The sequence below is a fragment of the Rhodanobacter soli genome, from assembly GCF_039523495.1.
Lineage (GTDB): Bacteria > Pseudomonadota > Gammaproteobacteria > Xanthomonadales > Rhodanobacteraceae > Rhodanobacter > Rhodanobacter soli.
Genome location: NZ_BAAAFK010000001.1, coordinates 1,795,706 through 1,820,833 on the forward strand (window position 1 = coordinate 1,795,706; position 25,128 = coordinate 1,820,833).

A 25,128-nucleotide genomic window follows, 5' to 3' on the forward strand; every position below is an offset into this window, starting at 1 on the left:
CGGCGGCGCCGTTTCTGTCCACCTCACAGAACATGAATCTTGCGATTTTTCGCCCATATCCGCTGATCGGTCGGCGCTACACTAGGCCACATTTTGCTGGAGTCCGATGTCCCATGAGTGCTGCTGTCCTGCTCGATCCCGCCCGCCTCGATCGCCCGGATACCACGGTGCAGCAGCAGCCCTTTCCGTTCATGGTCGCGCATGGCCAGTTACCGAACGAAGTGCGCGGCGACCTGGACCGCGATTTTCCGCGCTATGCCAGCGCCGGCTTCTTTCCCTACGATCCGGCCGACTGTGGCCCGAGCGTCAATGCACTGATCGAGAACATGACTTCGCCGGCGTTTGCCCGTGCCGTCGGCGAACGGCTGGGGATCGACAATCTCGGCCAGTACCCGACCCTGGTGACACTGTGTCGCCTGCTCAACAAGCGCCATGGCACCATCCATACCGACAGCAAATCCAAAGTGGCGACCGCGCTGATCTATCTGAATGCGCAATGGCCGGATACCAGCGATGGCTGCCTGCGTTTCCTGCACAAGATCGACGACATCGACAGCGTCGTAGCCCCGGAGCTGGCACCACTCTACGGCGAGTTCGCTGTATTCAAGCGCTGCGAGAACTCCTTCCACGGCCATCTGCCCTATGAGGGCGAACGGCGGGTGATCCAGGTTGCCTGGTTGACCAGCGAAGAGGAGAAGCTGCGCAAGACGAAGCGCGGAAACTTCTCGCGCATGTTCAAGAAATTGTTTGGCAGCCTCGACGCCAAACTCGGCGCAGGCCGCGATCGCAACGCCTCGCACCGCGGCTGAAGTCTGTCCGGCAGCGCCGGTTCGCCCCACGGGTCCATGACTTGCTGTGCCGTCTCAGCGCAGCGCGGTGATCACGTCGTCCAGCTGCCACTGCCCCGGCGCACGACCCGCCAGCCAATGCGCCGCGTGCAAGGCGCCACGCGCAAAGATCGAGCGGTCGGTGGCGCGATGCACGAGTTCCAGCCGTTCACCCTGCCCGATCAGCATGGCGGTGTGCTCGCCCACGATGTCGCCGCCGCGCACCACGGCGAAACCGATGCTGCCCTCGACCCGTTCGCCGGGGCGGCCTTCGCGGCTGTATACCGCCGCTGCTTCCAGCGTGGTGTTGCGCGCCGCCGCCGCCGCTTGGCCGAGCGCCAGCGCGGTGCCGGAGGGCGCGTCCTGTTTGCGGCCGTGATGCGCTTCGACGATTTCCAGGTCCCAGTCCGGCAGGGCTGCTGCGGCTTCGCGCAGCAAGCGTGTCAGCACTGCCACGCCGAGGCTGAAGTTGGCGGCGCGCAGGATTGCGATGTGCTGACCGGCATCGGCCAACCGCGCTTCCAGCGCAGCCTCCACACCGGTGGTGCCGCTGACCAGAGCCGTGCCATGCGCCAGGCAGTGATCGAGCGCCAGCGCCAGCGCGGCCGGGCCGCTGAAGTCGACGATGACGTCGATCGGCGGCGCCTGCGTCCAGTCGTGCGCATACCGCAGGGAACCCGCTGCAGCGGCAGATACCGGCTGGCCATCGTGGACCGAACCCGGCGCCACCACCGCATGCACCAGTTCGAAGCGGGCGTCTTCGCCGAGCAGATCCAGCAGCGCGTGGCCCATGCGGCCGGAGGCACCACTGAGGGCGAGGCGAAGGGGGCGGGTCATCGGCGGCGCACTCCAGTGGTCGGTCCGTACATGCTAGCGGGGGCGATGAAGCTTACGCGGTGACTTTCGACCAGAATTTCCTCACGCCGTCGACCCAACCCTTCGCACGCGGGGTGTGCTTGCCGGTGTCGCTGCTGTCGAAGGTGGCTTCCAGCGATTCCAGCAACTCGCGCTGCTGCCTGGTCAACCGTACCGGCGTCTCCACCACCACACGGCAGATCAGATCGCCGTGGCGACTGCTGCGCACCGACTTGACGCCGCGGCCGCGCAGGCGGAACTGGGTGCCGGTCTGCGTCTCCGGCGGAATGCTGACCGGCACTTCGCCTTCCAGCGTCGGCACCGGCAGTTCGGCGCCCAGCGCCGCCTGCGAAAAGCGGATCGGCAACTCGCAGTACAGATCGTTGCCGTCGCGTTGGAAGATCGCGTGCTCGCGCACGTGGACTTCCACATACAGGTCGCCGGCCGGCGCACCGGATGGGCCGGCCTCGCCCTGCCCGGTCAGGCGAATGCGATCGCCGTTGTCGACGCCCTCGGGGATCTGCACCGACAGCGTGCGGGTTTCCTCGAGGCGGCCTTCACCGTGGCATTTCCTGCACGGCTTCTCGATTGCCTGGCCGCTGCCGCCGCAGTGCGGGCAAGCCTGTTGGATCGAGAAGATGCCGTTCTGCATGCGCACCTGGCCGTGGCCGTTGCAGGTCTTGCATTTGCTGACCTTGCCGTCCTCCGAGCCGCTGCCGTTGCAGTGATGGCAGTTGACCTGGGTGGGCACTTCGATCTGCCGGCTGACGCCGAACACGGCCTCCTCCAGGTCCAGTTCCATGATGTAGCGCAGGTCGGCGCCGCGCCGCGGACGGCCGCGCCCGCCACCACTGCGGCCGAAGATGTCACCGAAAATGTCGCCAAAGATGTCGCCGACATCGCCGAAACCGGCGCCGCCGCGACCGCCCATGCCGTTCTCGAAGGCGGCGTGGCCGTGCTGGTCGTACATCGCGCGCTTCGAGGCATCGGACAGCACTTCATAGGCCTCCTTGGCCTCCTTGAACTTGTCCTGTGCCGTGGGATCGTCCGGGCAGCGGTCCGGATGGTATTTCATTGCCAGCCGGCGGAAGGATTTCTTCAGTTCGGCTTCGCTGACACTGCGCTCGACGCCCAGCACCTCGTAGTAGTCACGCTTGCTCATTCATGCATCCACACTGCTTGCCACGCCCCTGCCCTGCATTCAACAAACAGCCCGCGCGGGGAGGATTCCTGGCGCGGGCTGGTCAATCGGCCGTGCCGATGACGGTACCGATTATTGCTTGTCGCCCTTCACTTCAGTGAATTCGGCGTCGACCACGTCGTCCGGCTGGGCCGAACCGCCAGGCGCGGATTGTGCGCCGGCATCGGCCGGACCACCACCCTGCGCGGCGGCGTAAAGCGCCTGCGCCACCTGCTCCAGCTTCTCGACCTTGGCCTCGATCGCGGCCTTGTCGTCGCCGTCCTTGACCTTCTCCAGATCGGACAACGCGCCCTCGATGCTGCTGAGCTGATCGGCCGGCACCTTGCCGCCATGCTCCTTCAGCGCGCTGCGAGTGGCATGCACCAGCTGGTCGGCCTTGTTGCGCGTGGCGACCAGTTCGTGGAACTTCTTGTCCTCTTCCTTGTTCGCCTCGGCGTCGGCGACCATCCGCTGGATCTCTTCCTCGGACAGGCCCGAGCCGGCCTTGATCTCGATCTTCTGTTCCTTTCCGGTCTTCTTGTCCTTGGCCGACACATGCAGGATGCCGTTGGCGTCGATGTCGAAGGTGACCTCAATCTGCGGCATGCCGCGTGGCGCCGGGTCGATGCCCTGCAGATCGAACTTGCCCAGCGACTTGTTCGCGCTGGCGCGTTCACGCTCGCCCTGCAGCACGTGCACGGTCACCGCGGTCTGGTTGTCGTCGGCGGTGGAGAAGGTCTGCGAGGCCTTGGTCGGCACCGTGGTGTTCTTCTCGATCAGCTTGGTCATCACGCCGCCCATCGTCTCGATGCCGAGCGACAGCGGGGTGACGTCGAGCAGCAGCACGTCCTTGACCGAACCGCCCAGCACGCCGCCCTGGATCGCCGCGCCTACGGCAACGGCCTCGTCCGGGTTGACATCCTTGCGCGGCTCCTTGCCGAAGAAGTCCTTCACCGCTTCCTGCACCTTCGGCATGCGGGTCTGGCCACCGACCAGGATCACGTCGTCGATGTCGGACACGCGCAGGCCGGCGTCATTCAGCGCGGTGCGGCACGGATCGATGGTGCGCTTGACCAGATCCTCCACCAGCGCTTCGAGCTTGGCCCGGGTCAGCTTGATGTTCAGATGCTTCGGGCCGGACGCGTCGGCCGTCACGTACGGCAGGTTCACGTCGGTCTGGTGGTTCGAGGACAGTTCGATCTTGGCGCGCTCGGCGGCGTCCTTCAGGCGCTGCAGCGCGAGCGGATCCTTGCGCAGGTCGATGCCCTGCTCTTTCTGGAATTCCTCGACCAGGTAGTCGATGACGCGCATGTCGAAATCCTCGCCACCGAGGAAGGTGTCGCCGTTGGTGGCCAGCACCTCGAACTGCTTCTCGCCGTCGACTTCGGCGATCTCGATGATCGACACGTCGAAGGTGCCGCCACCCAGGTCGTACACCGCGATCTTGCGGTCACCGCCCTTCTTGTCCAGGCCATAGGCCAGCGCGGCCGCAGTCGGCTCGTTGATGATGCGCTTGACGTCGAGGCCGGCGATCTTGCCGGCGTCCTTGGTCGCCTGGCGCTGGCTGTCGTTGAAGTAGGCCGGCACGGTGATCACCGCTTCGGTGATCGTCTCGCCGAGATAGTCCTCGGCGGTCTTCTTCATCTTCATCAGCACCTTTGCGGCGATTTCCTGCGGCGCCATCTTCTTGCCGTCGGAGGTCTGCACCCAGGCATCGCCGTTGTCGTGCGCAAGGATGCCGTAGGGCACGATGTGCAGATCTTTCTGCACTTCCTTGTCGGTGAACTTGCGGCCGATCAGGCGCTTCACCGCGTAGAAGGTGTTCTTCGGGTTGGTCACGCTCTGCCGCTTGGCCGAGGCGCCCACCAGCACTTCGCCGTCCTTGGTGAAGGCGACGATGGAGGGCGTGGTGCGGTCGCCTTCCGAGTTTTCGATGACCTTCGTCGTACTGCCGTCCATCACGGACACACAGGAGTTGGTCGTGCCCAGGTCGATACCGATGATCTTGCCCATGCGTATGCTCTCCAAATCTATCTGCGGCCGCCGCGGCCGCGCTGGTTTTCAGATGGGGTTCTGCCTTGGCGATTCAATGCCGGCAAGGCCCCGGATGCGATTTCGTGGTGTTCGCCGCCGCGCCGTTCAGGTGGGCGCAGGCGACGGTGCCGCTCAGTCCTTCGCCACCGCGACCAGCGCGGGGCGCAGCAGGCGATCGTTCAGCACATAACCCTTCTGCAGCACGCTGACCACGGTGCCCGGCGCCTGACCCGGCGCCTCGACCATGCTCACCGCGTGGTGGCGTTCCGGATCGAGCGGCTGACCCAGCGGGTCGACCTGCGCCATGCCGTGGTTCTCGGCCACCTTCAGCAACGCCTTCAGGGTCAGACCGAGGCCTTCGCGCATCGAGGCGAAGTCGCCGCCCTCGATCGCCAGGCCACTCTCCAGGCCGTCGTAGACGGGCAGCAATTCGCTCAACAGTTTTTCGTTGGCGAAGCGACGGGCCTGCTCCAGGTCGCGATGCAGGCGGCGGCGCTGGTTCTCCAGCTCCGCATGTTCACGCAATACCGTCTCGCGCAACTCGGCATTGCTTGCTTCCAGCTCGGCCACGCGCACCTGCAGGCTCTCCAGTTCAGTGGTCGTCGACTCGGCGGGCGGGGCCTGGGTCGGCGCCTCGCCCGGCGACTGCGGATCGTTGTTCTGCATGCTCACTCCAAACGATTGTCATGGCCGGCACGGATGCCGACCGTCCAGATTTGCGAGAAACCCCGCCTCCCGCTGCGGTTATAGGGTCGTGGCGGCGCGATTCAAGGCGTCGCTGAGCAATTCGGCGGTGGCCTGTACCACCGGGATCACCCGCGCGTAGGCCATCCGGGTCGGGCCGATCACGCCGACCGCGCCGAGCACACGCCCCTGCGCGCCATAGCTGGCGGTGACCACGCTGCAGCCGTCAAGCGCGGTAAAGCCGGATTCCTCGCCGATGAACAGGCGCACGCCCGGCGCCCGGGCACAGACTTCCATCAGCTGCAGCAATTCGTTTTTCTGCTGGAACGCCTCGAACAGCTCGCGCAGGCGCTGCATGTCGGCCAGCTCGGAGTAACCCATCAGATTGGTCTGGCCACTGACCAGCACGTCCGGACCGCTGGAGCCGTTCGCCGCCGGCGCGAACGAGGCGGTAGCCAGTTCCACCGTGCTGGCCAGCAGATGGTTCAGCTCGCTGCCGGTCTTGCGTACTTCGGCCAGCAGGTGGGCGCGGATGTCGTCCACGCGCAGGCCGACGAAGTGGTTGTTCAGGTAGTTCGCCGCCTGCTCCAGCTCGCGGCCGTCGAGCGGCCGGGCCAATTGCACGATGCGGTTCTGCACCTGATTGTCGCTGAACACCAGAATCACCAGCACCCGCGCATCCGGCAACGCCACGAAGTCGATATGCCGCAGCGGAAAGTCGGCTTGACGCGGTACCGTGACCACCCCGGCGAAATGGGTCATCGCCGACAGCAGAGTGGAGGCATTGCCGAGCAGGTCGCGCGTGGTGGTCGGCCCCGGCGGCAGTTCGCGCTGCAGGCGAGCCATTTCCGCGCGCGGCAGCGGCTGCAGCTCGATCAGGCTGTCGACGAACAGGCGCAGGCCGCGCGGTGTCGGTACACGTCCCGCCGAGGTATGTGGCGAAGCGACCAGGCCGGCATCTTCGAGATCGGCCATGATGTTGCGGATCGTCGCCGGGCTCACGTCCAGGCCGGACGAACGCGACAATGTGCGTGAGCCAACCGGCTCGCCGTCGACCAGGTATTGGGCGATCAGCGTGCGCAACAGGCTGCGCGCGCGTGAGTCGAGGTCGTGGCCATGCGGGTTGATCATGCTGTTGTAGCAATCCTTGAGACCCGACAGAAATAAGGTCTGCGCACGCGGCTTGCAAGTGGAACGTGTCCAGGAGCCATCCGGCTGCCGCTACAATCCCACCACCCCATCATCAACCTGCCCATGCTCACTTCGCTCTACGTCCGTCATTTTGCCGTCGTCGAAGCCGCCGAGGTCGCGTTCGGCCCGGGCCTGACCGTGGTCAGCGGGGAAACCGGGGCCGGCAAGTCGCTGCTGGTCGACGCACTGATGCTGCTGGCTGGCGCCCGCGCCGACAGTGGCATGGTGCGCACCGGCAGCGATCGCGCGGAGCTGGCGGCCGAGTTCGACCTGACCGACCTGCCCGAGGCCCGTGACTGGCTGCAACGCGAGGAACTGGACGAGGATGGCGGCTGCCAACTGCGCCGGGTGATTCGTGCCGAAGGCAGCTCCAAGGCCTGGATCAATGGCCGCCCCGCGAACGCCCGCCAGCTTGGCGACCTGGCCGCGCTGCTGGTCGAGATCCACGGCCAGCACGAGCACCAGGCACTGCTGTCGCGGTCGCACCAGTTGGCTCTGCTGGATGCCTATGCCGGTCACGACGACTTGCTGGCGCAGGTGCGCGACAGCGCCGTGCAATGGCGCGAACTGGGCGCGCGCATGCGCAAGCTCAGCGGTGGCGATGATCGCGACCGGCGCATCGAGCTGCTGCGCCATGAGATCGGCGAACTGGAAAAATGGGCGCTACCGCCCGCCGAACTGGAAGAACTCGAGGCGCACCACAAGCGCCTCGCCAACGCCGGCCGCCTGGCCGAAGGCACCGCCGGCGTGGTCGAACTGCTCGATGGCGACAGTGAATTCGCGTTGCGTCGCGCACTCGGCCGGGCGCATGCCGAACTCGGCAAGCTGGCGGCGCTCGACGGCAAGCTGACTCCGCTGCTGGAACTGCTGGACAACGCCGGCATCGAACTCGGTGAAGCCGCTGACGGCCTGGCGCGCTATGCCCAGGACGTCGATCTCGACCCGGAACGCTACACCGAAGTCGACAATCACCTGGCCCGCCTGCACGAGCTGTCACGTCGGCATCGGCTGCCGGTGGCCGAGCTGCACGAGCGACTGGCTGCGCTGCGCGCCGAGCTGATCGAGCTCGAGGGTGCCGGTGACGCACTGGAGCAGTTGGCGGCACAACGCCAGCGCCTGCAAGACGGTTACGCCAGCACGGCAGCCAGGCTCAGCGAGGCGCGTACGACAGCGGCCACCCGGCTCGGCGATGAGGTCAGCGTGTTGATGGCCGAACTGGGCATGGCCGGCGGCTTGTTGCGCGCCGAACTGGAACCGGCGGCCGGTGACGAACCGGATCCGCAAGGGGCGGAACGCTGCGAACTGCTGGTAAGCGCCAACCCCGGCCAACCGCTGCGCCCGCTGCGCAAGGTTGCCTCCGGCGGCGAGCTGGCCCGCATCAGCCTGGCGATCGAGGTCGCCACGCTGGGCAAGGACACCGTCGGCAGCATGATCTTCGACGAGGTCGACACCGGCATCGGCGGCGCGGTTGCCGAAGTGGTCGGACAGAAACTGCGCGCGCTGGGCGCCCAGCGGCAGGTGCTGTGCGTCACCCACCTGCCGCAGGTAGCCGCCCAGGGCCATGCGCACCTGCGGGTCAGCAAGCACAGCGACGGCGACTCCACCCGTACGCAGATCGAAAGGCTTGATGCGGCTGGCCGCCGCGACGAGTTGGCGCGCATGCTGGGTGGTGTCGAGATCACCCGCGAGACGCGGGCTCATGCGAAGCAGATGCTGGCGCGGGCGCAGACTGCCTGATGCGACGATCCGGCGTCACCCGGCCGGCGGCAACATCCCGCGCTCGGTCGCCATCCGGTACAGGTCCAGTTCCGAACCCGCACCCAGCTTGCCCATCAGGCTGGCGCGGTGAATGTAGACAGTCTTCTGGCCGATCCCCAGCTCCGCCGCCACCTGCTTCGGGGCACGGCCGCCGGCCAGCAGTAGAAACACCTCGCGTTCGCGCGTGGTCAGCCGGTTGATCGGATCCAGCGCCGCATTCGGCCGATCGGCCCGGCGCTGGCGCAAATCCGAACTGAGGAAGCATTCGCCCTGCATCACCGCGCGCAGGCCAGCGACCAGCTCTTCCGGCGCCACGCCCTTGGTGACGTAACCGCTGGCGCCGCGGCGTAGTGCCTCGGACACGTACGGTTCGCCATCGTGCATGCTCAATACCACGATGTGGGTTTGCGAGTGGACGCTGAGCAGATGTTCGATCAGCGGCAGCCCACTGCCGTCAGGCAAGGACAGATCCAGCGCGACCAGGTCAGGGCGCCAGTGACTGACCGCCTCGACCGCATCGTCGGCGTTGCGGCACTCGGCTACCACGTCGAGATCCGACTCCATCTCGATCAGCCGCTTGAAGCCCTCGCGAACGATGGCATGGTCATCGACCAGAACAATGCTGTACATCCCGTTACTTTACACAGGGACCTCACGGTTGTGCAGATCCGGCTTGCCGGCGACAAGGCCGACCATCACGCTGCAGTGCGCATGTAACATCCGCGCATGCGCCTGAAACCCCTACGCCTGCCCGACTCCGGCCCCTTGCTAGCTGCCGGCTACCTGCTGTTGTGGCTGCTGTTGTGGCTGACTGTGCAGCCGTACTGGATGCTGCCGTACGGCTTGCGCTTTGGCGCCCTGTTGCTCACCCCGGTTCGCTACTGGGGCTGGCTGCTCGGGGCTGAACTGGTCGCCACCGCCGGCATCGGCGTGGCCCATGGCCTGCCGCTGGGCTGGTTCGGTTTCGCTGTCGACGAATTGCCCGAGCCGCTGGTGATGGCCGCCGGCCTGTGGCTGCTGCGACGGTTCAACCTGCACGCCAGCCTGCACAGCCCGCAGGAGGTGACTCGCCTGATGCTTTCGGTGGTGCTGGTGGTGACCGCAACCACCGCCGTCGATGCAGCGCTGCTGGCGCTGGTCAGCACGCCGAGCTCACCCGAACTGATGATCCGCGTACTCGGCGAGGAACTGCTCAGCCATTACCTGGGCATCCTGCTGATCGTGCCGTTGATGATCATGCTGTTGCGTACCCGGATCGAACAACGCGCCTTGGCCAGCCTGTTCATGGATGGACTGCTGGTGATGTTGCCTTCCATGACGATCCTGCTGGTGCTGTCCGAACAGGCCGCGCCGCAACCGCAATTCGCCCGTGTACTGTCGTTGGCGCCGGTGTTGTTTTTCGCGTTCCGCCACGGCTGGCGTGGCGCCAGCCTCGCCATGCTGATCACCAGCCTCGGCATGACCCTGGTCGACCAGCACCTGGGCCATGCTCCGTCGAACGCCGCGGCCTACCTGTTCCTGGCGGTGGCCGGTACCGGTGCGCTGATGCTGGGGTCAGCCACCGATGCATTGCGCCGAAGCAGCGAGCGCGTCGCCGAGCAGAACGTCTACCTGGGCGCGGTCAACCGCCGGCTGGACCAGTTGGCCCATCAATTGCGCGACGCCGCCCGCGGCAACCTGCAGGCGGACGAGAACCAGCGCCGACACCTGGCTGCCGAACTGCACGACGAACTGGGCCAGAACATCACCGCGATCCAGACCCACGTGAAACTGGCCCAGGCGCGCCTGCACCAGGCCGGCATGGAGGACATCAGCACCTCGATCAATACCATCCTGGCGCACATGCGACGCGCCCTGCACCGCCTGCTGGATGACCTGCGCCCCGCCGTGCTGGATGAGTTCGGATTGCTGCGCGCCCTCGACGAAGGCCCGATCCGCGACCTGCTGAACACCGCCGGGATGGCCTACCGCACTGAATTGCACGGCGACCCGCGCCTGCTTGACGACGACACTCGCACCGCGATCTACCGGCTGGTGCAGGAAAGCGCGACCAATGCCGTCAAACACGCCAAGGCCAGCGAGTTCAGGCTGCGCCTGCGCATTGGCGAGCGCCAAGGCATCGCGGTGGCCTTGCTCGACCTGCGCGACGACGGCGCCGGCCTGCCCAGCCGACTGCCTCGAGGCGGCCGCGGCCTGCAAGGCATGCGCGACCGGGTCACCTCGCTCGGCGGACAGTTCCGCCTGCGCCCCGCCCCGGCCGGTGTCCACCTGCGAATTTTGCTGCGCGGCAACAACAATCCATCCGAGAGTAACCGGCAAAACTAGGAATTTTTCCGATACCGGAAACGTAAAGCCCTCGTTAGGATCCCTTCATCGATGTGGGGGAGCCACCATCGCAAGATGGTGGATCAGAGTCACCGTGGGGACGGGGGCTCTGAAACAACGGCAGGATGCCGTTTCGCCGCTACCTGGCGAGAGTCAAGGGCAACAGCGAGCCATTCGCATTGCCGGCCGACAGGTAGGGGAGCAGCCGCGGGCGGACAGGAGTCCTCCTCGCGGCTTTTTTATGCCCGCTTTCATCGCCCGGCATTCCCGCAGGACTCAAGACAGCGACTCTTCTAGTCTTTGCGAGAGGCACGCTGTTTCGGCCGCACGTACAGCACCAGGCTGTGGTCCTCGATCACGTAACCGTGCTTGGCCGCAATCTCGTGCTGCAGGCGCTCGATCTCCTCGCTGACGAACTCGATCACTTTCCCGCTGTCCACATCAATCATGTGATCGTGATGCTTGCCGCGATCGAGTTCGTAAACAGCCTGGCCACCTTCGAAATTGTGCTTGACGATGATGCCTGCCGCCTCGAACTGGGTCAGCACGCGATACACCGTGGCCAGGCCGATGTCTTCCTGGTGGGCAAGCAGTTTTTTGTAGACGTCTTCGGCGGTGAGATGCTGTGCCCCCTCCTCATCGAAGATTTGCAGGATGCGCATGCGCGGATGGGTCACCTTGAGGCCAACCCTGCGCAGCTCTTTGGTTTCCTGTTCCATGACCCACCCCCGCACACGGCGTTTTCGAGCCGGTAGTGTATCATCCGACACCTTCACGATCCGGACGCAACACGCATGCAAAAGCTGATTACCCTGCTGGTTTTCGCCGTGCTGGCGCTTTCCATTGCCGGCTGCCATATCGTCTACAAACCCGACGTGCAGCAAGGCAACCTGCTCGACAAGAAAACGGTGGATCAGCTCAAACCCGGCCTGACCAAGCACCAGGTATTGGTGCTGATGGGGACGCCTTCGGTGAGTACACCGTTCGACCAGAGTCGTTGGGACTACGTGTCGACCCTGTCGCACCGTGGTGGCGCCATGAAAGTGCGCACGTTCACCCTCACCTTCAACAACGACACCCTGGTGCGCACCGAGGGCGATTTCTTTGCGCAGGATGCCCAGCAGCTGGTCAAGGACAGCAAGAAGTACAACGCCGGCTATCCGGTCAATGAGACCCGGGGCGACAAGAACACGTCGCCGGACGACAAGAAGAATGATGGTGGCTTTGGCCAGGGCGGCAACCAGGGCAGCAACGACGGCCATTGATCGGGGTGGGTCACCCAGCCCGGCCGGCTTTCAGCGGGCGCGCCGACGGCGGGCCTCCATCGGATCAAGCAGCAGCGGCCGGTAGATCTCGATCCGGTCGCCTTCCCGCACGAGCCGGTCCGGCGTCACTTTTCGCGCGAAAATGCCAAGACGAGCCGGTTCGATCGCACCGTCCGGAAGCATGGCGGCAATCCCCGAGGCATCGATCGCCTGCATCACCGTGCTGCCCTCGGCCAGCGCGGCCCGACGCTGGATCGGTCGCTCCGCCCCCGCGTAAACCACCTCGACGCGGATCGTGCGCTCAGCCATAGACACGCTCGGCTTCGCGGCAGAAGTCATCCACCATGCGTCCGGCCAGCCCCTGGAAACCCAGCTTCAGCGCGCTGCCACCAAGTCGGCCGGCATAGTCGAAATCCAGCGCAAACGCGACCTTGCAGCCGGCATCGCCGAGGGCGATGAAGTCCCACACGCCTTCAAGGCTGCGGAACGGGCCGTCGACCAGGTCCATCCGCAGGCGCTGCGGCGGATCGATCGTGTTGCGCGTGGTGAAGCTCTGGTGGAATCCGGCAAACTTGAGATCCAGCCGCGCCACCAGCACATCCTCCTTGCGCTCGATGACCTCGGCAGCGGCACACCAGGAGAAGCGCTTTGGGTATGCTTCAACTTCATTGACCAGGTCGAACATCTGCGCCGGCGAATACTTCACCAACGCGCTGCGACGAATTTCGATCACGGCAACCTCTTCACATCACGCTTGGTTTGGCCCGGTATGCGGCGGAATCGGCATCAGGGCAACAAGGCCCGAGTTTAACGGACATGGCCAAGGCGAAGGACAAAGACAACAAGGGTGGCGGCACCATCGCGCTCAACAAGCGCTCGCGTTTCGAGTACCACATCGACCAGCGCTTCGAGGCCGGCATCGCCCTGCAAGGCTGGGAGCTGAAGGCACTGCGCGCTGGCCGGATCAACTTCGGCGACAGCTACGCGGTCGTCCTGAAGAACGAGATATTCCTGATCGGCACCTCCATCCCGCCGCTGATCAGCGCCTCCACCCACGTCATCGCGGAAGATCGACGCACCCGAAAATTGCTGTTGCATCGGAAGGAAATCGATCAACTGGTCGGCGCCGTCGAGCGCAAGGGCTACACCCTCGTGCCCACCGCGATGTACTGGAAAGGCAACAAGGTGAAAGTCGAGATTGGCCTCGCTCGCGGCAAGCAGGAACACGACAAGCGCGATACGGAAAAACAGCGTGACTGGCAGATCGAGAAGCAGCGCACGATGCGTTCGCACAATCGCGCCGCCTGACTCCGCCACGACAAAACCACAAAAAAAACCCCCGATCGCTCGGGGGTTTTGCATTGGTGGAGGTGGCGGGAGTCGAACCCGCGTCCGAAGGCGTTAAATGCCCGGATCTACATGCTTAGCTCACCGTTCGATCTCGTTCCGCGACAAGCACGGTGGGCGAAGCGCACCGCGGAACCAGCCTGATTGATTTAGCCTAGAACCGCCAGGCGGCAGCGTTCGGCGATCTCATGATAATGACCCTACACCGACGAGCATGAGCACAAGTGGGTTCGGGGCTTACGCCTTAAGCGGCGAGAGCGTAGTTGTCGTCGTTGGCAACTATGAGTTTGCTGCTGGATTAACGAGGAAAGCTGCCCCCTCGGCATGCACCAAGTCATCTCACTACCCCCGTCGAAGCCAGGACACCCCCGGGGAAAACGATATAACCACGCCAGTATATGGGGGCAATGGCCACCACAGCAATGTCGCCCGATGCTGTCAGCGTGAAACACGCGATATCGGACGCACGCTGCGCAAACATTGAGCATTCCCGAGCGCAGTGTTGTTCACGCGTTAAAGCAACGTCTATACTTGGTGGCTTATATGACCCTGTACCCGTCGCACTCGTGGGAATGATCTCGATGACTCGATTGCAATTGCTTGGCCTGGCCGTGGCCACAGCCCTCTTCGCCGCCACCAGCGTTCACGCTGAAGGTGACAAGGCTGCCGGACGCAAACTCATTTACACGTGCGCTGGTTGCCATGGGATACCTGGCTACACCAACGCCTACCCGCAGTACCCGGTGCCGAAGATCGCCGGCCAGAACGAGCAGTACATCATCAATGCGCTGCAGGGTTACCAGAACGGCGACCGCAAGCACCCAACCATGGATGCGCAGGCGCAGAGCCTGTCCGCAACGGACATCCAGAACATTGCCGCCTATCTTTCCAGTCTCGCCAAGTAAGTTGCCAAGGACCTCCCGCATGAAACGTGCGATTACCCTGCTTTCATTCGGCGCCATCCTGGCGTTCGCTTCCACCCAGCTGCTTGCCACCGGCAACGCCGAGAACGGCAAGCAGAAGGCAGCCACCTGCTTCGCCTGCCACGGTGTCGACGGCAATTCGATCGACCCGCAGTACCCGCGCCTCGCCGGCCAGTACAACCTGTATCTGCAGCGCGTGCTGCACGAGTACAAGGGCGGCCAGCGCAACAACCCGATCATGAAAGGCATGGTAGCCACGCTGTCCGACCAGGACATCGAGGACGTTGCCACGTACTTCTCCAGCCTGCCGAGCAAGCTCGATACGCTGAAGGGCCACATCAGCGGCGACAAGTAAACCTGCTGCCGCGCTGCATGAAAACAAAGGCCCGCTTCGGCGGGCCTTTGTTTTTGCGCGATCCGGACTTGGTTCAGGCAATCGCTGACTTGCCTTCGGCCTTGCTGTAGTAAGGCTTTTCGCCGACGGCGTGGTTGGTGGCGTCGCGTACCGCGGTGATTTCCGGCACCCGCTCGCGCAAGGTCTTTTCCACGCCTTGCTTCAGCGTCACGTCGACCATGCCGCAGCCATGGCAGCCGCCGCCGAACTGCAGCAGCACCGCACCGTCGGCGTCGATCTCCAGCAGACTGACCCGGCCGCCGTGCGAGGCCAGCTTCGGATTGATCTCCGCCTCCAGCACGTAGCGCACACGCTCGATCAAACCCGCTTCTGCCCCCGGTACGTTGCCCTTGATCTTCGGCGCGCGGATGTTCAGCTGGCCACCGGTGGCATTCGGCTCGAAATCGATACTGGCGTGGTCCAGCCAGCTGGCGCTGTCGCCGTCGACATGGAAGTCGAAGCCGGCGCACTCGATCGTCCACTCGCCACCGGCTAGGTCCGCGGGTTCGCAGAATTCCAGCTCGCAGTTGGCCGCTGGCGTGCCCGGCGAGGTCACCCGCAGGCGGATGCCCAGCCCGTCGATGCCCTGTTGTGAGAGAAGCCGCAGAAAGTGTTGCTGCGCGCGTTCTGAAATGTCGATCATGCCTGCTCCAGTGTCACCAAACGGGCGCCCGTAAACCTTACCGGCGATACAGCACCATTTTAGTCCTGTTTCAAGTTCCATGCGCGCTTTGACATTTGCGTGCACAACTTCGACGCTTCGCATCCCAAGACTTTCAGCCCTGATGGAGATCCCCATGAACGCGAACGACCTGGCCACCCGGCACTGCCAAGCGCTCAAGGGCAAGGAACACGCGCTGGGCGCCGGGCAAGTGGCCGAGCTGTTGCAGTTGCTGCCGTCGGGCTGGCAACTGCGTGGTGACGGTGCGGCCATCGTCAAGGACTTCAAGTTTGCCGACTTCCATCACACGCTGGGCTTCATCAACGCGGTGGGCTTCATGGCCAACCAGGAAGACCACCACCCGGACCTCGAAGCCGGTTACGGTCATTGCCAGGTGTTGTGGTCGACCCACGACGTCGGTGGGCTGTCGCTGAACGACTTCATCTGCGCCGCGCGGGTCGAGGCCCTGCTGGCGCGCTGATCAGAAGTCGGTACGCGATTTTTCCTTCATCCACAGCAGCCGCTTGCCTTTCACCGACAGCACGTCGAGAAAATCCTTCAGATCGTCCGGCAGCGGCGCGGAAAAGCTGTAAGCGCGCCCGTCCAGGTCGAAGCTCATGTGCGAGGCGTGCAGGAACATGCGGCTCAAACCCATCTCGCGGAAGCGCTTGTTCATCTCGCGGTCGCCGTATTTCGGGTCGCCAGCCAGCGGATGACCGATATGTGCCGCATGCACGCGGATCTGATGGGTGCGACCGGTGCCCAGCGTGGCCTGCATCAGGCGGGCGCTCGGGTACTGCTCCATTTCCCGGAAAAACGTCAATGACGGCTTGCCGTTGTCGGCCACCCGTACCATCCGTTCGCCGCCCTGCATGACCGATTTCAGCAACGGCGCGTTGACGTCGAACTTCGCCTTGGACGGGTGACCGAGCATCAGGCACAGGTATTGTTTGGTGACTTCGCCGGCGCGGATCGCCGCCTGCAGACCGGTCAGCCCGGCCCGGGTGCGGGCAAACACCAGCACGCCGCTGGTATCGCGATCCAGCCGATGCACCAGCTCCAGGTGTTCCTGTGGCCGGGCCGCGCGCAGCAACTCGATTGCGCCATGGCTGACGCCGCTGCCGCCGTGGCTGGCGACGCCGGACGGCTTGTCGATGACCAGGAAATGCTTGTCCTCGAAAATGATCGAATCGGCCACGGATGCCACCAGACCGCTGGCCGGCGCACGCCCCTCCGGTCGTTCCGCCACCCGCACGGGTGGAATGCGCAGCGTGTCACCGTCAGCGAGACGGGTATCCGGCTTGGCCCGCTTGCCGTTCACGCGTACCTGGCCGGTACGCAAAAGCCGATAAATCATGCTCTTGGGCACGCCCTTGAGCAGGGTCACCAGTGCATTGTCGATGCGCTGGCCGTCCCGCTCGGGACCGATCGCGACTTGACGTACACCGTGAGGTGCGTCAGGGGAAGTTGCCGTCTGCATTGAAAAAAACCTGCTTAAATAGGATACTCGGCGGGCGCTACATTCTGCCCATCGAAGTCTGGATCGGGTCGAGTGCCCGCCCGTAACGTCGGCGAGGATTGCTCCGGTTGCCTTCTGGCCGCCGGTAGCGACTCCCTTTCATCGTAACGGTTTGGGTTGCTGTTTGTCCGATGCCATTGCGGGATCGGGGCGGCGGGCGCAGCTGACCGAATCATCCCGACGCCGGAAACGGTGCCGTTTTTTTGCCGCTTAACCGCAGCGGCGCGATCCCCGGCAGGCCGCCATTGTGGCGCCACCGTGGCGCGCGACGCGCGGCCAAGCCGAGGATTACCACCATGAAACGTATGTTGATCAACGCGACTCAGCGTGAAGAGTTGCGCGTGGCCATTGTCGATGGCCAGAACCTGTACGACCTGGACATCGAAATCCCTTCACGGGAACAGAAAAAGTCCAATATTTACAAGGGTCGGATCACTCGAGTTGAGGCTTCACTCGAAGCCTGCTTCGTCGAGTATGGCGCCGAACGCCACGGCTTCCTGCCGCTGAAGGAAATCTCCCGCGATTACTTCACCGCGGGCATGGACCCGCACAAGGCGAACATCCGCGAACTGATCAAGGAAGGTCAGGAAGTCGTCGTTCAGGTGGAAAAGGAAGAACGCGGCAACAAGGGCGCTGCCCTGACCACGTTCATCAGCCTGGCCGGCCGCTACATGGTGCTGATGCCGAACAACCCGAAAGCCGGCGGCGTCTCGCGCCGGATCGAGGGCGAGGACCGGCAGGCGCTGAAGGAAGCGCTCGACCACGTCACCGTGCCTGACGACGTCGGCCTGATTGTGCGCACCGCCGGCCTCGGCCGCGACGCCGAAGAGCTGCAGTGGGACCTGGACTACCTGCTGCAGTTGTGGAAGTCGATCTCCGAAGCGGCCAACAAGCAGAAAGCGCCGTTCCTGATCTATCAGGAGTCGAAGCTGTTCATCCGTGCCCTGCGCGACTACCTGCGCAGCGACATCGGCGAGATCCTGATCGACGACGAGCCGCTGTACAACGACGCCCGCGACTTCATGCAGCAGGTGATGCCGAACGCGCTGCGCAAGCTCAAGCTGTACCGCGACGACACCCCGTTGTTCACCCGCTACCAGATCGAGACGCAGATCGAGAGCGCGTTCGATCGCCAGGTACGCCTGCCGTCGGGTGGTTCGATCGTGATCGACCAGACCGAGGCGCTGACCGCGATCGACGTCAACTCGTCCAAGGCGACCAAGGGCAGCGACATCGAGGAAACGGCGTTCAACACCAATTGCGAGGCCGCGGTGGAAATCGCCCGCCAAGCGCGCATCCGCGATGCCGGCGGCCTGCTGGTGATCGACTTCATCGACATGGATAGCCCGAAGCACCAGCGTGAAGTGGAAGATCGCCTGAAAGACGCGCTGAAACTGGACCGCGCCCGCGTACAGATCGGCCGGATCTCGCGCTTCGGTCTGCTCGAGATGTCCCGCCAGCGACTGCGCCCGAGCCTCGGTGAGGCGACCCAGATCACCTGCCCGCGCTGCGAAGGTCACGGCCACATCCGCGGCGTGGAATCGCTGTCGCTGTCGACCCTGCGCCTGATCGAAGAACATGCGATGAAGGACAACACCGGCCAGGTGCTGGTGCAGGCGCCGAGCAGCGTCGCCAACTTCCTGCTCAACGAGAAGCGTGCCAGCGTGGTCGAGATCGAACTGCGCCACAAGGTGCACGTGATGATCGTTGCCGACGAGAAGCTGGAAACCCCGCATATCGAGATCCAGCGCATCCGCGAAGCGGACATGGGCGAACACAGCAAGCCCAGCTACGAACGCCTGACCACGGTGGAAACTGCCGAGCTGCCGAAGATGGGCCAGGCCCTGGGCAGCGGCGAACAGCCTGCGGTGAGCGGTATCGTGCCGTCCAGCCCGGCCCCGGTGCGCGAGGAAATTGTCACGCCGGTCGCTGCTCCGCAGCCTGTCGCGCGCCGCCAGCCTGCTGCTGCCCCGGTGGCCCGTACTGCGCCGACCGGCGGCGTCATTTCGCGCCTGCTGGGTTGGTTCCGCAGCGCGGAAGCGGCTGCTCCGGCATCGACGCCAAAGCACGCCGACAACAACAGCAACGACGGCGGCAACCGCAATCGCCGTGACGAGCGCGGCAATCGCGGCGGCAACACCGCGACTGCGTCGTCCTCGCGCCAGCCGCGGCGCGAAACGACGCAGCAGCCGAAAGCTGCTGCCCAGCAGCAGGCCCGCAGCAACCGCCAGCGCAACAACGAGGCGCAGTCGCGTCCGTCGCAGCAGGCCCAGACGCAGGCCGTCAAGGCGGAGCGTCAACCCAAGCCGGCCGCAGCTGAAAACAACCAGGCACGAACCGAGCGCAAGCCGAGCCCGCAGCAGCAGCCGAAGGCCGAACGGCAGTCTCGTATCGTCACCGATGAACGCCCCACCACTGCCGCTCCGCTGGATGACGCAGCCAAGGAAGCCGAGTTGCTGCTCACGCCGCTGGCCGAGTCGACCGCGCCGGAGTCCGCTGACAACGCAGCGGATACCGAAGGCAGCCAGTCACGCCGTCGCCGGGGTCGTCGCGGTGGCCGCCGCCGGCGCCGTCATGACGAGACCGGCGCGAGCGGTACGGACGTCGACAACGAGCAGGCGCAGGCGCTCGATGACGAAGATCGCGACGAAGATGCCACCGCTGCTCCGGCAACGGGTAGCCAGGCAGTACGCAGCGAACAATCGCCGCGTGAATCGCTGCCCGCGGCTGCCGCTGTCGCCAGCAACAACGCGACCGACGATGCCATCCATGCAGTTGCTCCCCTGGTTCGTCAGCCGGTTGTTGCGCAGTCAATCGAACAGCCCGTCGCTGCCCCGGTCGACAGCCAGCCCAAGCCGTTCGTCACGGCCGCGGTGGCAATGGTCAGTGCCGCGGCGCCGCCCGCTACGGCATTCAACCTGCCAACTCTGCCGCCGATCCCGAACCAGGGGCAATCTGCAGCGGCAACGACCTCAGCCGAGCGGGACACCGTCAGGATCACTCCAGCACCCGCCCACGCGCCGATTCCGTCTGCGCCGCCGGCTGCCGCGGCCGGTGTGGATACTCCCGCTGCAAAGGTCGAAGCTGCTCCCGTGGCACCGGCAGTCATCACGACGGTTGCCGCGGCTCCGACGACGGTCAGTCGACCGACTCCTGATGCGGACCAGCTGACGGCCCAACCGACGACGGCGCGACCGGCCCCGGCTCCGACAGGCCCGACAGTCGCGGCCCCTGTGACTGTCGCTCCGGCTACGCCGGTGGTAACGCCGACAACCCCGGCTGTCCATCAGGACGACCATGCGGTCAGCGTGACGGCACCGGCGCTCACGGCCGGCGCTTCTGAGAAGCCGACAGCAGCCAACCCCATAGCCTCGCTGCCACTGCCCAAGCAAGGCGACTTGCTGACCCAGCCGGTCCCTTCTCATCCGGCAAAGCCGACGATGCCGGCTGACGAGGAAAGCGAACCCGCGTCGCCGCTGTCGCACGACGAGTCCGACGCACACAAGAGTGACTCACACGGCTGAGTCATCACGACATCGCGTCACACAATGAAAAACCGGACTCGCGTCCGGTTTTTCATTGTGGCGAGTCACGACGCGGCGATGCGGTCGTCGCGTCAGTTACCGACGTGATGGTTCGGCGTATCGATCAATCCGTGCACCGTCATCAGATGGGCCAGGCTGAGCACATGGTCCACGCGCAGCTTCTCCATCAGGCGTTGCTTGTAGGTGGATACGGTTTTTGGACTCAGGTTGAGCTGCTCGCCGATGATCGTCAGCGGCTTGCCGCGAACCAGCATCATCGCCACCTCGAGTTCGCGGCTGGATAGCACGTCGAACGGTGAGGCGCTGCCGTCGAGGGTGGCCAGCGCAAGCTGCTGCGCGACTGCCGGGGCAAGATAACGACGGCCCCCGGCCACCTGGCGCACGGCAGACACCAGTTCATCGGCGCTGCAGCCCTTGGTCAGGTAGCCGAGCGCGCCTGCATCAAGCAGGCGCTTGGGGAAACGCGCGTCATCGACCACCGTCACGATGACGACATGCGTGGACATTTTCGAGCGGCAGACGCGCTCGGTGAGCTCGATCCCGCTCATGCCAGGCATGTGCACGTCGACCAGGGCGATGTCCGGCGCCAGCGTCCGGATCAGATGCAGGCCATCTTCGGCACTGCCCGCTTCGCCGCTGACGCGGATGTCCGGCTGTTGCTGCAAGATCATTCGAAAGCCGGTGCGAACCAGCTCGTGATCGTCCACCAGGACCACATTGATCACTTGACGCCCTCCTTGGTTGGGCTGGATGAAATTAGGCTGCACGACGCCTCATTGCAAGCAGTTCGGTACTTCCGTTGTATGGCACGAGATCCGGCGCATCTGCGGCGCGCAGGTACGCTGGCGCGGCATCATGGCGTGATAGGGACCCCAAGCCAAAAGTTGCTCAGGCGGCCAGCGCGTCGGCCGCGTTGCTTTTGCTTTCGTCGTCGTCGTCGGCATATTGCGCCAGCACGATCGTGGAAAGCGAGCCCGGCATTTCCACCCGGACCTGTTGCCCGAGGCGCTGATGCTCATCGCGAGCCATTTCCCGGGCAAGCTTGATTGCCGCCTCCAGCTGCAGGTCATTGAACAACGTGATCCGGCAGCGGCAGACACGCCAGTTACCCGTGGCCGATTGCTCCAGCGAAATCGCCACCATGACACCCCCTCCCCCTTCCAGTGAGGAACCACCTGGCAGCGACACGACCGATCGGTCATCCGATGCCTCCATCGTCGGGGCACAATGTGTCATGGTCGCAAGGCTGGATATGTCGGCCACCACCCACAAGCATTGTGCGGGAAGCACGGCGCGGCTACCCGGCTGGCTGCCCGATGTTCGGAACACCCCCCCTGTTGGTTCGAGTCCCCTCTTGGGCACCAATACAGGGTTTCAATGAGCAATCGCTGAAACCGCAGCAGACAGGAAAACCGCCAGTTGGCGGTTTTTTTGTATGCACGGTGATATCAGCCGCCCCGTTGGGCTCTCGATGGGGCCCAAGAGGAGACCCGAAAGATACTTCATGCAATTGATTTTACACGAGTAAATTCGTAGCTCTCGCCACTACATGCCCACTTGCCTACCCAAAAGTTATTGCTACACCTGTTTCCGCAGTTCCGGATGCTAATTCAATGGCGGGGACTTTTGGGTAGGGAGGTGGGTAGGAAGTCCCCGGCAGCGGGTCAGGCTGCCAGCGGCGGTTGGGGTGTAGCGCGTGCGTCCATTCGATCAGTGATCCACTGCGCGATCTCGGCGCGCATCCATCCAACAGAAGACAAGCCTAGCTTCACTTGCTGCGGAAACTCGCCCAGCTTCATCAGTCGGTAGATGCTGGGGCGGGACAAGCCTACTGACTGCAAGACCTCGGGTAGCCGGATGATGGCCGGCAAGATGGGCGGGACTGGCGCGGTGGTTTGCTGCTGGTTGCTGCTGGTGTTGTCGTTCATGCTGTCATTCCTTCGCGCACGGCAAGGCAGCCGCTGGACTGGCTGCTGTGCCCTGCTGGGTGGTGTGGTGTCGACGGGGGTGTGGCGTGGTGGCGCCGGGGTGCTACGGGGGGTCTGCGCGGACTTCAATCGCTCATATACCCCTGCGGAAATCTGCGGTGAACCTTTTGGTCTCCCTCGGCTCACTGCGGCGCGTTGGTGGCCTGCCCGGTAGTGCGGAGGGCCGTGGGGTGCCTGCTGTTCTCCATGGTCTCCAGCGGTGTGCTACGGCGCTTCCGTCGGCGGCGGGGTGCGGCGTTCGCTGCCGGTGTGATTCCTGCTGCTCGCAGTGCGTCGGTGGTGGGGAACCAATCGGAGGCAGCGAACCATGCGCGGCCGGGGTAGGTCGTCAGGTTCTCGGAGCGCAGATTCAGTGTGTTGCCGTCATTGCAACGGACGCGCTCACCGTTGCCGGCATCGGCCAGCAAGCGAGCTACGGGAATCATCCGGCCGCGTCCCTCGCGGGTGTATGCGCAGAGCGTTACATAGGCGCTCCCGCGCCCGTCTTCGGTGTACTGCCAATGCCGGGAGAAACCTGCATCCATCAGTCGCCGGTAGTCCTCGACGTACAAGGTGGCCCGCTGGTTGCTGTTCGCCAATGCCACGTGCGCAAGCCGCTGGCCGTCTGCGTCGGTGGTGTATTCGGGTGCTGCCTGCTGTTTCTTCATGCGGTCGTTCTCTCTATGGAATAGCCGCCCGTCACCGTCTGCGAGGCAGGCAGTGAAGGGGGTGTATGGGTGGGTGGTGGGTGTTGCTGGTGGGTGTCTGCTACAACCAGCCAGCGAGTGGCCGGCGTCGGCGGTGTCTCACTGCGACAGCTGGCTGGTGGTGTCTCACTGCGACAGCTGGGTGTCGCAAACCCCGTCACTGGTGCGACAGTGGGCCGCTATCTGGTGCCGTTTCTGCGGGTCAGTAATCGGCGTCGGCGTCAGCGGTTTCCCGCGCAAAGTCTGCGGCGTCTTCGTTGACGGTATCCATCAGTACCTCGCTCTCGTGGAGCTGCAACCCGAGCCGGATTTCCTCGACGGTGAATTGGTCGATTAGCGCGCCGTACTTTTTGGCGAACTGTTCGGCGTTGTGTCGTGTGATCTGTTCCACATTCATCTCCTCTGCGTCCTGTGTCCATCCATCAGGCCCTCGGCGTACACGGGGCCACCTCGGCCAACCGGTGCCCGGATCAAGGTGACCCTCGTGGTCCTTCGGGTTCACCTTTGGCAGCGTGCGCAACATCCGCTGCACCGTGTCTTTCCCGATGCCGAAACGGCCGGCGACGGTCCGGAAGGATTCGCCCGTGGGCAGCCCTTTAGCTCCTCTGTGCGTCACTGCGGCCAGGTATTGCCACGCGGCATCCCGCCTCTGTTCGGGGTGCATCTCCAGCGCCCTCTCTGCGCAGTTGACCAGCTTGGAAACCAGCACGGCCTCCCGGTGGCTCATGGGCAACACGCGGGCCGGTATGGTCTCCCGCTTCGCCAGTCGATACGCCTTCAGGCGGTGGTGACCGTCGGCTACGAACAGGGCGCCGCCGATGTCTGCCGCAAACACGGGTTCAAGCTCGGTGGTGTGTGCTGCTTCCAGTGCAAGCCGCAAGGTGCCGGCGTGCTCCTCGCTGCGCCTCTCGACTCTCATCTGTTCTCTGAGGGGAACCATGCGGGCCTCGCGGGGCTGCAATGCTTCGTCGGTGTTCAGTGCCTTCAGTGGCAGGTGTTGCACCTCGGCGGCCTGAAGCCGCTGAAGTACCCGTTCAACGTCCATCGCCCAGCGCCTTCACTTCCGGGTGCGTGTGAATCAGATACTTCAGAATCTCGGCGTTGCCGGTGTCCCTGCGGATGAAGCTTTCCAGCTTCCGCTGAAAGCCCTTCAGGCGGTCGAAGGTGGGCACGTCGAAGGCGATGGTGCGGATGTTCAGCGGCTCGCTCAGTGCGATGGCTGCGGCCAGTGCTACGGGGTCGAAGTCGATCATGCGTGGTGTCTCTCTGCGGTCGGTGGTGGTGGGTGTGTCCGAATGACGGGCACGGCAAGGCGCCGGGGGCCGCTGGGGTGCCCTCGGGTGGTCATGGGTGGTGCGGGGTGTGGTCTGTGGTGGTGTGGTCGGCGGCGTGAGTGTTCAGCGGCAGGGGCCGGCTGCGCCGTTCCCTTCTGTGATGATGACCACTTAATTCTCGGGCAGTCTCAGGCCGGCACGGGCGGCGCTGTGGCGTCTCTTTCGGTGATGTTGACGACTATATCCATTCACCATACACATCAAAGGCTTGCAGCCGCTTCGCCGTGATGTATCCCGCTATCGGGTTGCATCCCGCCACGGGTTGATTTTTCCGGTCTATCCTCCCGCCGCCGCTGCGCTCAGACCGCCACGCTGCGGCATCCTCGAACGGCGGGCAAGCAAGGAGAAGCGTGTGTCTCATTTGAATCTGCGGCTGTGCGGTCGGGCCTTCACCATCCAGCGACGCGGCTGTGATCCCGTGAACTTCGGCGAATGGTTCGGCCGTGCGACGCTGGCGGCTGGTTGCACCCTGTACGCCATCGGGCCGTGTGTGCTGTACGCGGAGCGCAGCAAGGGTGGTGCCAGTGTGCCCCGGTTCGGGCTGGCGCTGGGGCGGTTCGCGTTGGCCTTCTAAACGGCCGAATGGTGGCCGCTGGTATCCTGCTGGCGGCT

The 25,128-nt window shown here is 64.5% G+C and carries 27 protein-coding genes and 1 other RNA gene; 10 read left to right on the forward strand and 18 right to left on the reverse strand.

The window, feature by feature from the left end:
* The first annotated feature begins 113 nt into the window (after nt 1–113).
* Nucleotides 114–809, forward strand: a complete 696-nt coding sequence (locus ABD024_RS08145) for a 2OG-Fe(II) oxygenase (RefSeq protein WP_343851449.1) — start codon at nt 114–116, stop codon at nt 807–809.
* Between the two features lie 54 nt (nt 810–863).
* Here ABD024_RS08145 and dapB read toward each other — a convergent pair whose 3' ends face one another.
* The 5 genes from dapB to hrcA form a co-directional block, all read right to left on the reverse strand.
* A complete protein-coding gene (gene dapB / locus ABD024_RS08150; RefSeq protein WP_343851451.1) occupies nt 864–1,664 on the reverse strand; it encodes a 4-hydroxy-tetrahydrodipicolinate reductase in 801 nt (266 codons plus the stop codon).
* Between the two features lie 52 nt (nt 1,665–1,716).
* Complete coding sequence (gene dnaJ, locus ABD024_RS08155; protein WP_343851454.1) at nt 1,717–2,844, reverse strand: molecular chaperone DnaJ; 1,128 nt, start codon at nt 2,842–2,844, stop codon at nt 1,717–1,719.
* A gap of 111 nt (nt 2,845–2,955) precedes the next feature.
* A complete protein-coding gene (gene dnaK, locus ABD024_RS08160; protein ID WP_343851457.1) occupies nt 2,956–4,875 on the reverse strand; it encodes a molecular chaperone DnaK in 1,920 nt (639 codons plus the stop codon).
* A gap of 153 nt (nt 4,876–5,028) precedes the next feature.
* A complete protein-coding gene (gene grpE, locus ABD024_RS08165) occupies nt 5,029–5,562 on the reverse strand; it encodes a nucleotide exchange factor GrpE (RefSeq protein ID WP_343851459.1) in 534 nt (177 codons plus the stop codon).
* Nucleotides 5,563–5,640: 78 nt separating this feature from the next.
* Nucleotides 5,641–6,711 carry a heat-inducible transcriptional repressor HrcA gene (gene hrcA, locus ABD024_RS08170; RefSeq protein WP_343851461.1) on the reverse strand — a complete coding sequence of 357 codons (1,071 nt, stop codon included), beginning with the start codon at nt 6,709–6,711 and terminating at the stop codon, nt 5,641–5,643.
* Between the two features lie 123 nt (nt 6,712–6,834).
* On the opposite strand from hrcA, the gene recN reads away from it, so the two are divergent.
* Nucleotides 6,835–8,508 (forward strand): DNA repair protein RecN, encoded by a 1,674-nt coding sequence (gene recN, locus ABD024_RS08175; RefSeq protein WP_343851463.1) that lies wholly within the window; start codon nt 6,835–6,837, stop codon nt 8,506–8,508.
* A gap of 15 nt (nt 8,509–8,523) precedes the next feature.
* Here recN and ABD024_RS08180 read toward each other — a convergent pair whose 3' ends face one another.
* Nucleotides 8,524–9,159, reverse strand: coding sequence for a response regulator (locus ABD024_RS08180; protein WP_343851465.1), 636 nt, complete (start codon nt 9,157–9,159; stop codon nt 8,524–8,526).
* 96 nt (nt 9,160–9,255) lie between these two features.
* On the opposite strand from ABD024_RS08180, the gene ABD024_RS08185 reads away from it, so the two are divergent.
* Nucleotides 9,256–10,854: an MASE1 domain-containing sensor histidine kinase gene (locus ABD024_RS08185; protein WP_343851467.1), complete on the forward strand. Its 1,599-nt coding sequence runs from the start codon at nt 9,256–9,258 to the stop codon at nt 10,852–10,854.
* 293 nt (nt 10,855–11,147) lie between these two features.
* Here the strand turns inward: ABD024_RS08185 and fur are convergent, their stop codons facing one another.
* Nucleotides 11,148–11,573 carry a ferric iron uptake transcriptional regulator gene (fur, locus tag ABD024_RS08190; protein WP_343851469.1) on the reverse strand — a complete coding sequence of 142 codons (426 nt, stop codon included), beginning with the start codon at nt 11,571–11,573 and terminating at the stop codon, nt 11,148–11,150.
* A gap of 75 nt (nt 11,574–11,648) precedes the next feature.
* Here fur and ABD024_RS08195 point away from each other — a divergent pair, with 75 nt between their 5' ends.
* Nucleotides 11,649–12,119 carry an outer membrane protein assembly factor BamE gene (locus ABD024_RS08195; RefSeq protein ID WP_343851471.1) on the forward strand — a complete coding sequence of 157 codons (471 nt, stop codon included), beginning with the start codon at nt 11,649–11,651 and terminating at the stop codon, nt 12,117–12,119.
* Between the two features lie 30 nt (nt 12,120–12,149).
* On the opposite strand, the gene ABD024_RS08200 is transcribed toward ABD024_RS08195, so the two are convergent.
* Nucleotides 12,150–12,428 (reverse strand): RnfH family protein, encoded by a 279-nt coding sequence (locus ABD024_RS08200; RefSeq protein WP_343851473.1) that lies wholly within the window; start codon nt 12,426–12,428, stop codon nt 12,150–12,152.
* Nucleotides 12,421–12,852, reverse strand: coding sequence for a type II toxin-antitoxin system RatA family toxin (locus ABD024_RS08205; protein WP_343851475.1), 432 nt, complete (start codon nt 12,850–12,852; stop codon nt 12,421–12,423). The genes ABD024_RS08200 and ABD024_RS08205 overlap by 8 nt, the downstream gene beginning before the upstream one ends.
* An 83-nt stretch (nt 12,853–12,935) precedes the next feature.
* Here ABD024_RS08205 and smpB point away from each other — a divergent pair, with 83 nt between their 5' ends.
* Complete coding sequence (smpB, locus tag ABD024_RS08210) at nt 12,936–13,427, forward strand: SsrA-binding protein SmpB (RefSeq protein WP_343851477.1); 492 nt, start codon at nt 12,936–12,938, stop codon at nt 13,425–13,427.
* Between the two features lie 54 nt (nt 13,428–13,481).
* On the opposite strand, the gene ssrA is transcribed toward smpB, so the two are convergent.
* Nucleotides 13,482–13,836, reverse strand: a transfer-messenger RNA (tmRNA) gene (ssrA, locus tag ABD024_RS08215).
* Between the two features lie 211 nt (nt 13,837–14,047).
* Here ssrA and ABD024_RS08220 point away from each other — a divergent pair.
* Complete coding sequence (locus tag ABD024_RS08220; protein ID WP_343854555.1) at nt 14,048–14,371, forward strand: c-type cytochrome; 324 nt, start codon at nt 14,048–14,050, stop codon at nt 14,369–14,371.
* Between the two features lie 19 nt (nt 14,372–14,390).
* Nucleotides 14,391–14,744 (forward strand): c-type cytochrome, encoded by a 354-nt coding sequence (locus ABD024_RS08225; RefSeq protein ID WP_343851479.1) that lies wholly within the window; start codon nt 14,391–14,393, stop codon nt 14,742–14,744.
* A gap of 73 nt (nt 14,745–14,817) precedes the next feature.
* On the opposite strand, the gene ABD024_RS08230 is transcribed toward ABD024_RS08225, so the two are convergent.
* Nucleotides 14,818–15,426 (reverse strand): NfuA family Fe-S biogenesis protein, encoded by a 609-nt coding sequence (locus ABD024_RS08230; RefSeq protein ID WP_343851481.1) that lies wholly within the window; start codon nt 15,424–15,426, stop codon nt 14,818–14,820.
* A 154-nt stretch (nt 15,427–15,580) separates the two neighbouring features.
* Between ABD024_RS08230 and ABD024_RS08235 the strand changes: the two genes are divergently transcribed.
* Nucleotides 15,581–15,925, forward strand: a complete 345-nt coding sequence (locus ABD024_RS08235) for a 4a-hydroxytetrahydrobiopterin dehydratase (protein WP_343851483.1) — start codon at nt 15,581–15,583, stop codon at nt 15,923–15,925.
* On the opposite strand, the gene ABD024_RS08240 is transcribed toward ABD024_RS08235, so the two are convergent.
* The gene (locus ABD024_RS08240) at nt 15,926–16,924 is read right to left on the reverse strand and encodes an RluA family pseudouridine synthase (protein WP_343851485.1); all 999 of its coding nucleotides are present in this window, start codon (nt 16,922–16,924) and stop codon (nt 15,926–15,928) included. It abuts the gene before it with no gap.
* 335 nt (nt 16,925–17,259) lie between these two features.
* Between ABD024_RS08240 and ABD024_RS08245 the strand changes: the two genes are divergently transcribed.
* Nucleotides 17,260–20,487, forward strand: coding sequence for an Rne/Rng family ribonuclease (locus tag ABD024_RS08245; protein ID WP_343851487.1), 3,228 nt, complete (start codon nt 17,260–17,262; stop codon nt 20,485–20,487).
* A 92-nt stretch (nt 20,488–20,579) separates the two neighbouring features.
* Here the strand turns inward: ABD024_RS08245 and ABD024_RS08250 are convergent, their stop codons facing one another.
* The 6 genes from ABD024_RS08250 to ABD024_RS08275 form a co-directional block, all read right to left on the reverse strand.
* Entirely contained in the window at nt 20,580–21,233 is a 654-nt protein-coding gene (locus ABD024_RS08250; RefSeq protein ID WP_343854560.1) for a response regulator, read from the reverse strand.
* A 163-nt stretch (nt 21,234–21,396) separates the two neighbouring features.
* Nucleotides 21,397–21,651, reverse strand: coding sequence for a hypothetical protein (locus ABD024_RS08255; protein ID WP_343851489.1), 255 nt, complete (start codon nt 21,649–21,651; stop codon nt 21,397–21,399).
* Nucleotides 21,652–22,172: 521 nt separating this feature from the next.
* A complete protein-coding gene (locus tag ABD024_RS08260) occupies nt 22,173–22,436 on the reverse strand; it encodes an AlpA family transcriptional regulator (RefSeq protein WP_343851492.1) in 264 nt (87 codons plus the stop codon).
* A 182-nt stretch (nt 22,437–22,618) separates the two neighbouring features.
* Complete coding sequence (locus ABD024_RS08265; RefSeq protein ID WP_343851494.1) at nt 22,619–23,143, reverse strand: hypothetical protein; 525 nt, start codon at nt 23,141–23,143, stop codon at nt 22,619–22,621.
* 241 nt (nt 23,144–23,384) lie between these two features.
* Nucleotides 23,385–24,227 carry a ParB/RepB/Spo0J family partition protein gene (locus ABD024_RS08270; RefSeq protein WP_343851496.1) on the reverse strand — a complete coding sequence of 281 codons (843 nt, stop codon included), beginning with the start codon at nt 24,225–24,227 and terminating at the stop codon, nt 23,385–23,387.
* The gene (locus ABD024_RS08275; RefSeq protein WP_343851498.1) at nt 24,217–24,435 is read right to left on the reverse strand and encodes a hypothetical protein; all 219 of its coding nucleotides are present in this window, start codon (nt 24,433–24,435) and stop codon (nt 24,217–24,219) included. The genes ABD024_RS08270 and ABD024_RS08275 overlap by 11 nt, the downstream gene beginning before the upstream one ends.
* Before the next feature lie 442 nt (nt 24,436–24,877).
* Here ABD024_RS08275 and ABD024_RS08280 point away from each other — a divergent pair, with 442 nt between their 5' ends.
* Nucleotides 24,878–25,090, forward strand: coding sequence for a hypothetical protein (locus ABD024_RS08280; protein WP_343851500.1), 213 nt, complete (start codon nt 24,878–24,880; stop codon nt 25,088–25,090).
* Nucleotides 25,091–25,128 lie beyond the last annotated feature (38 nt).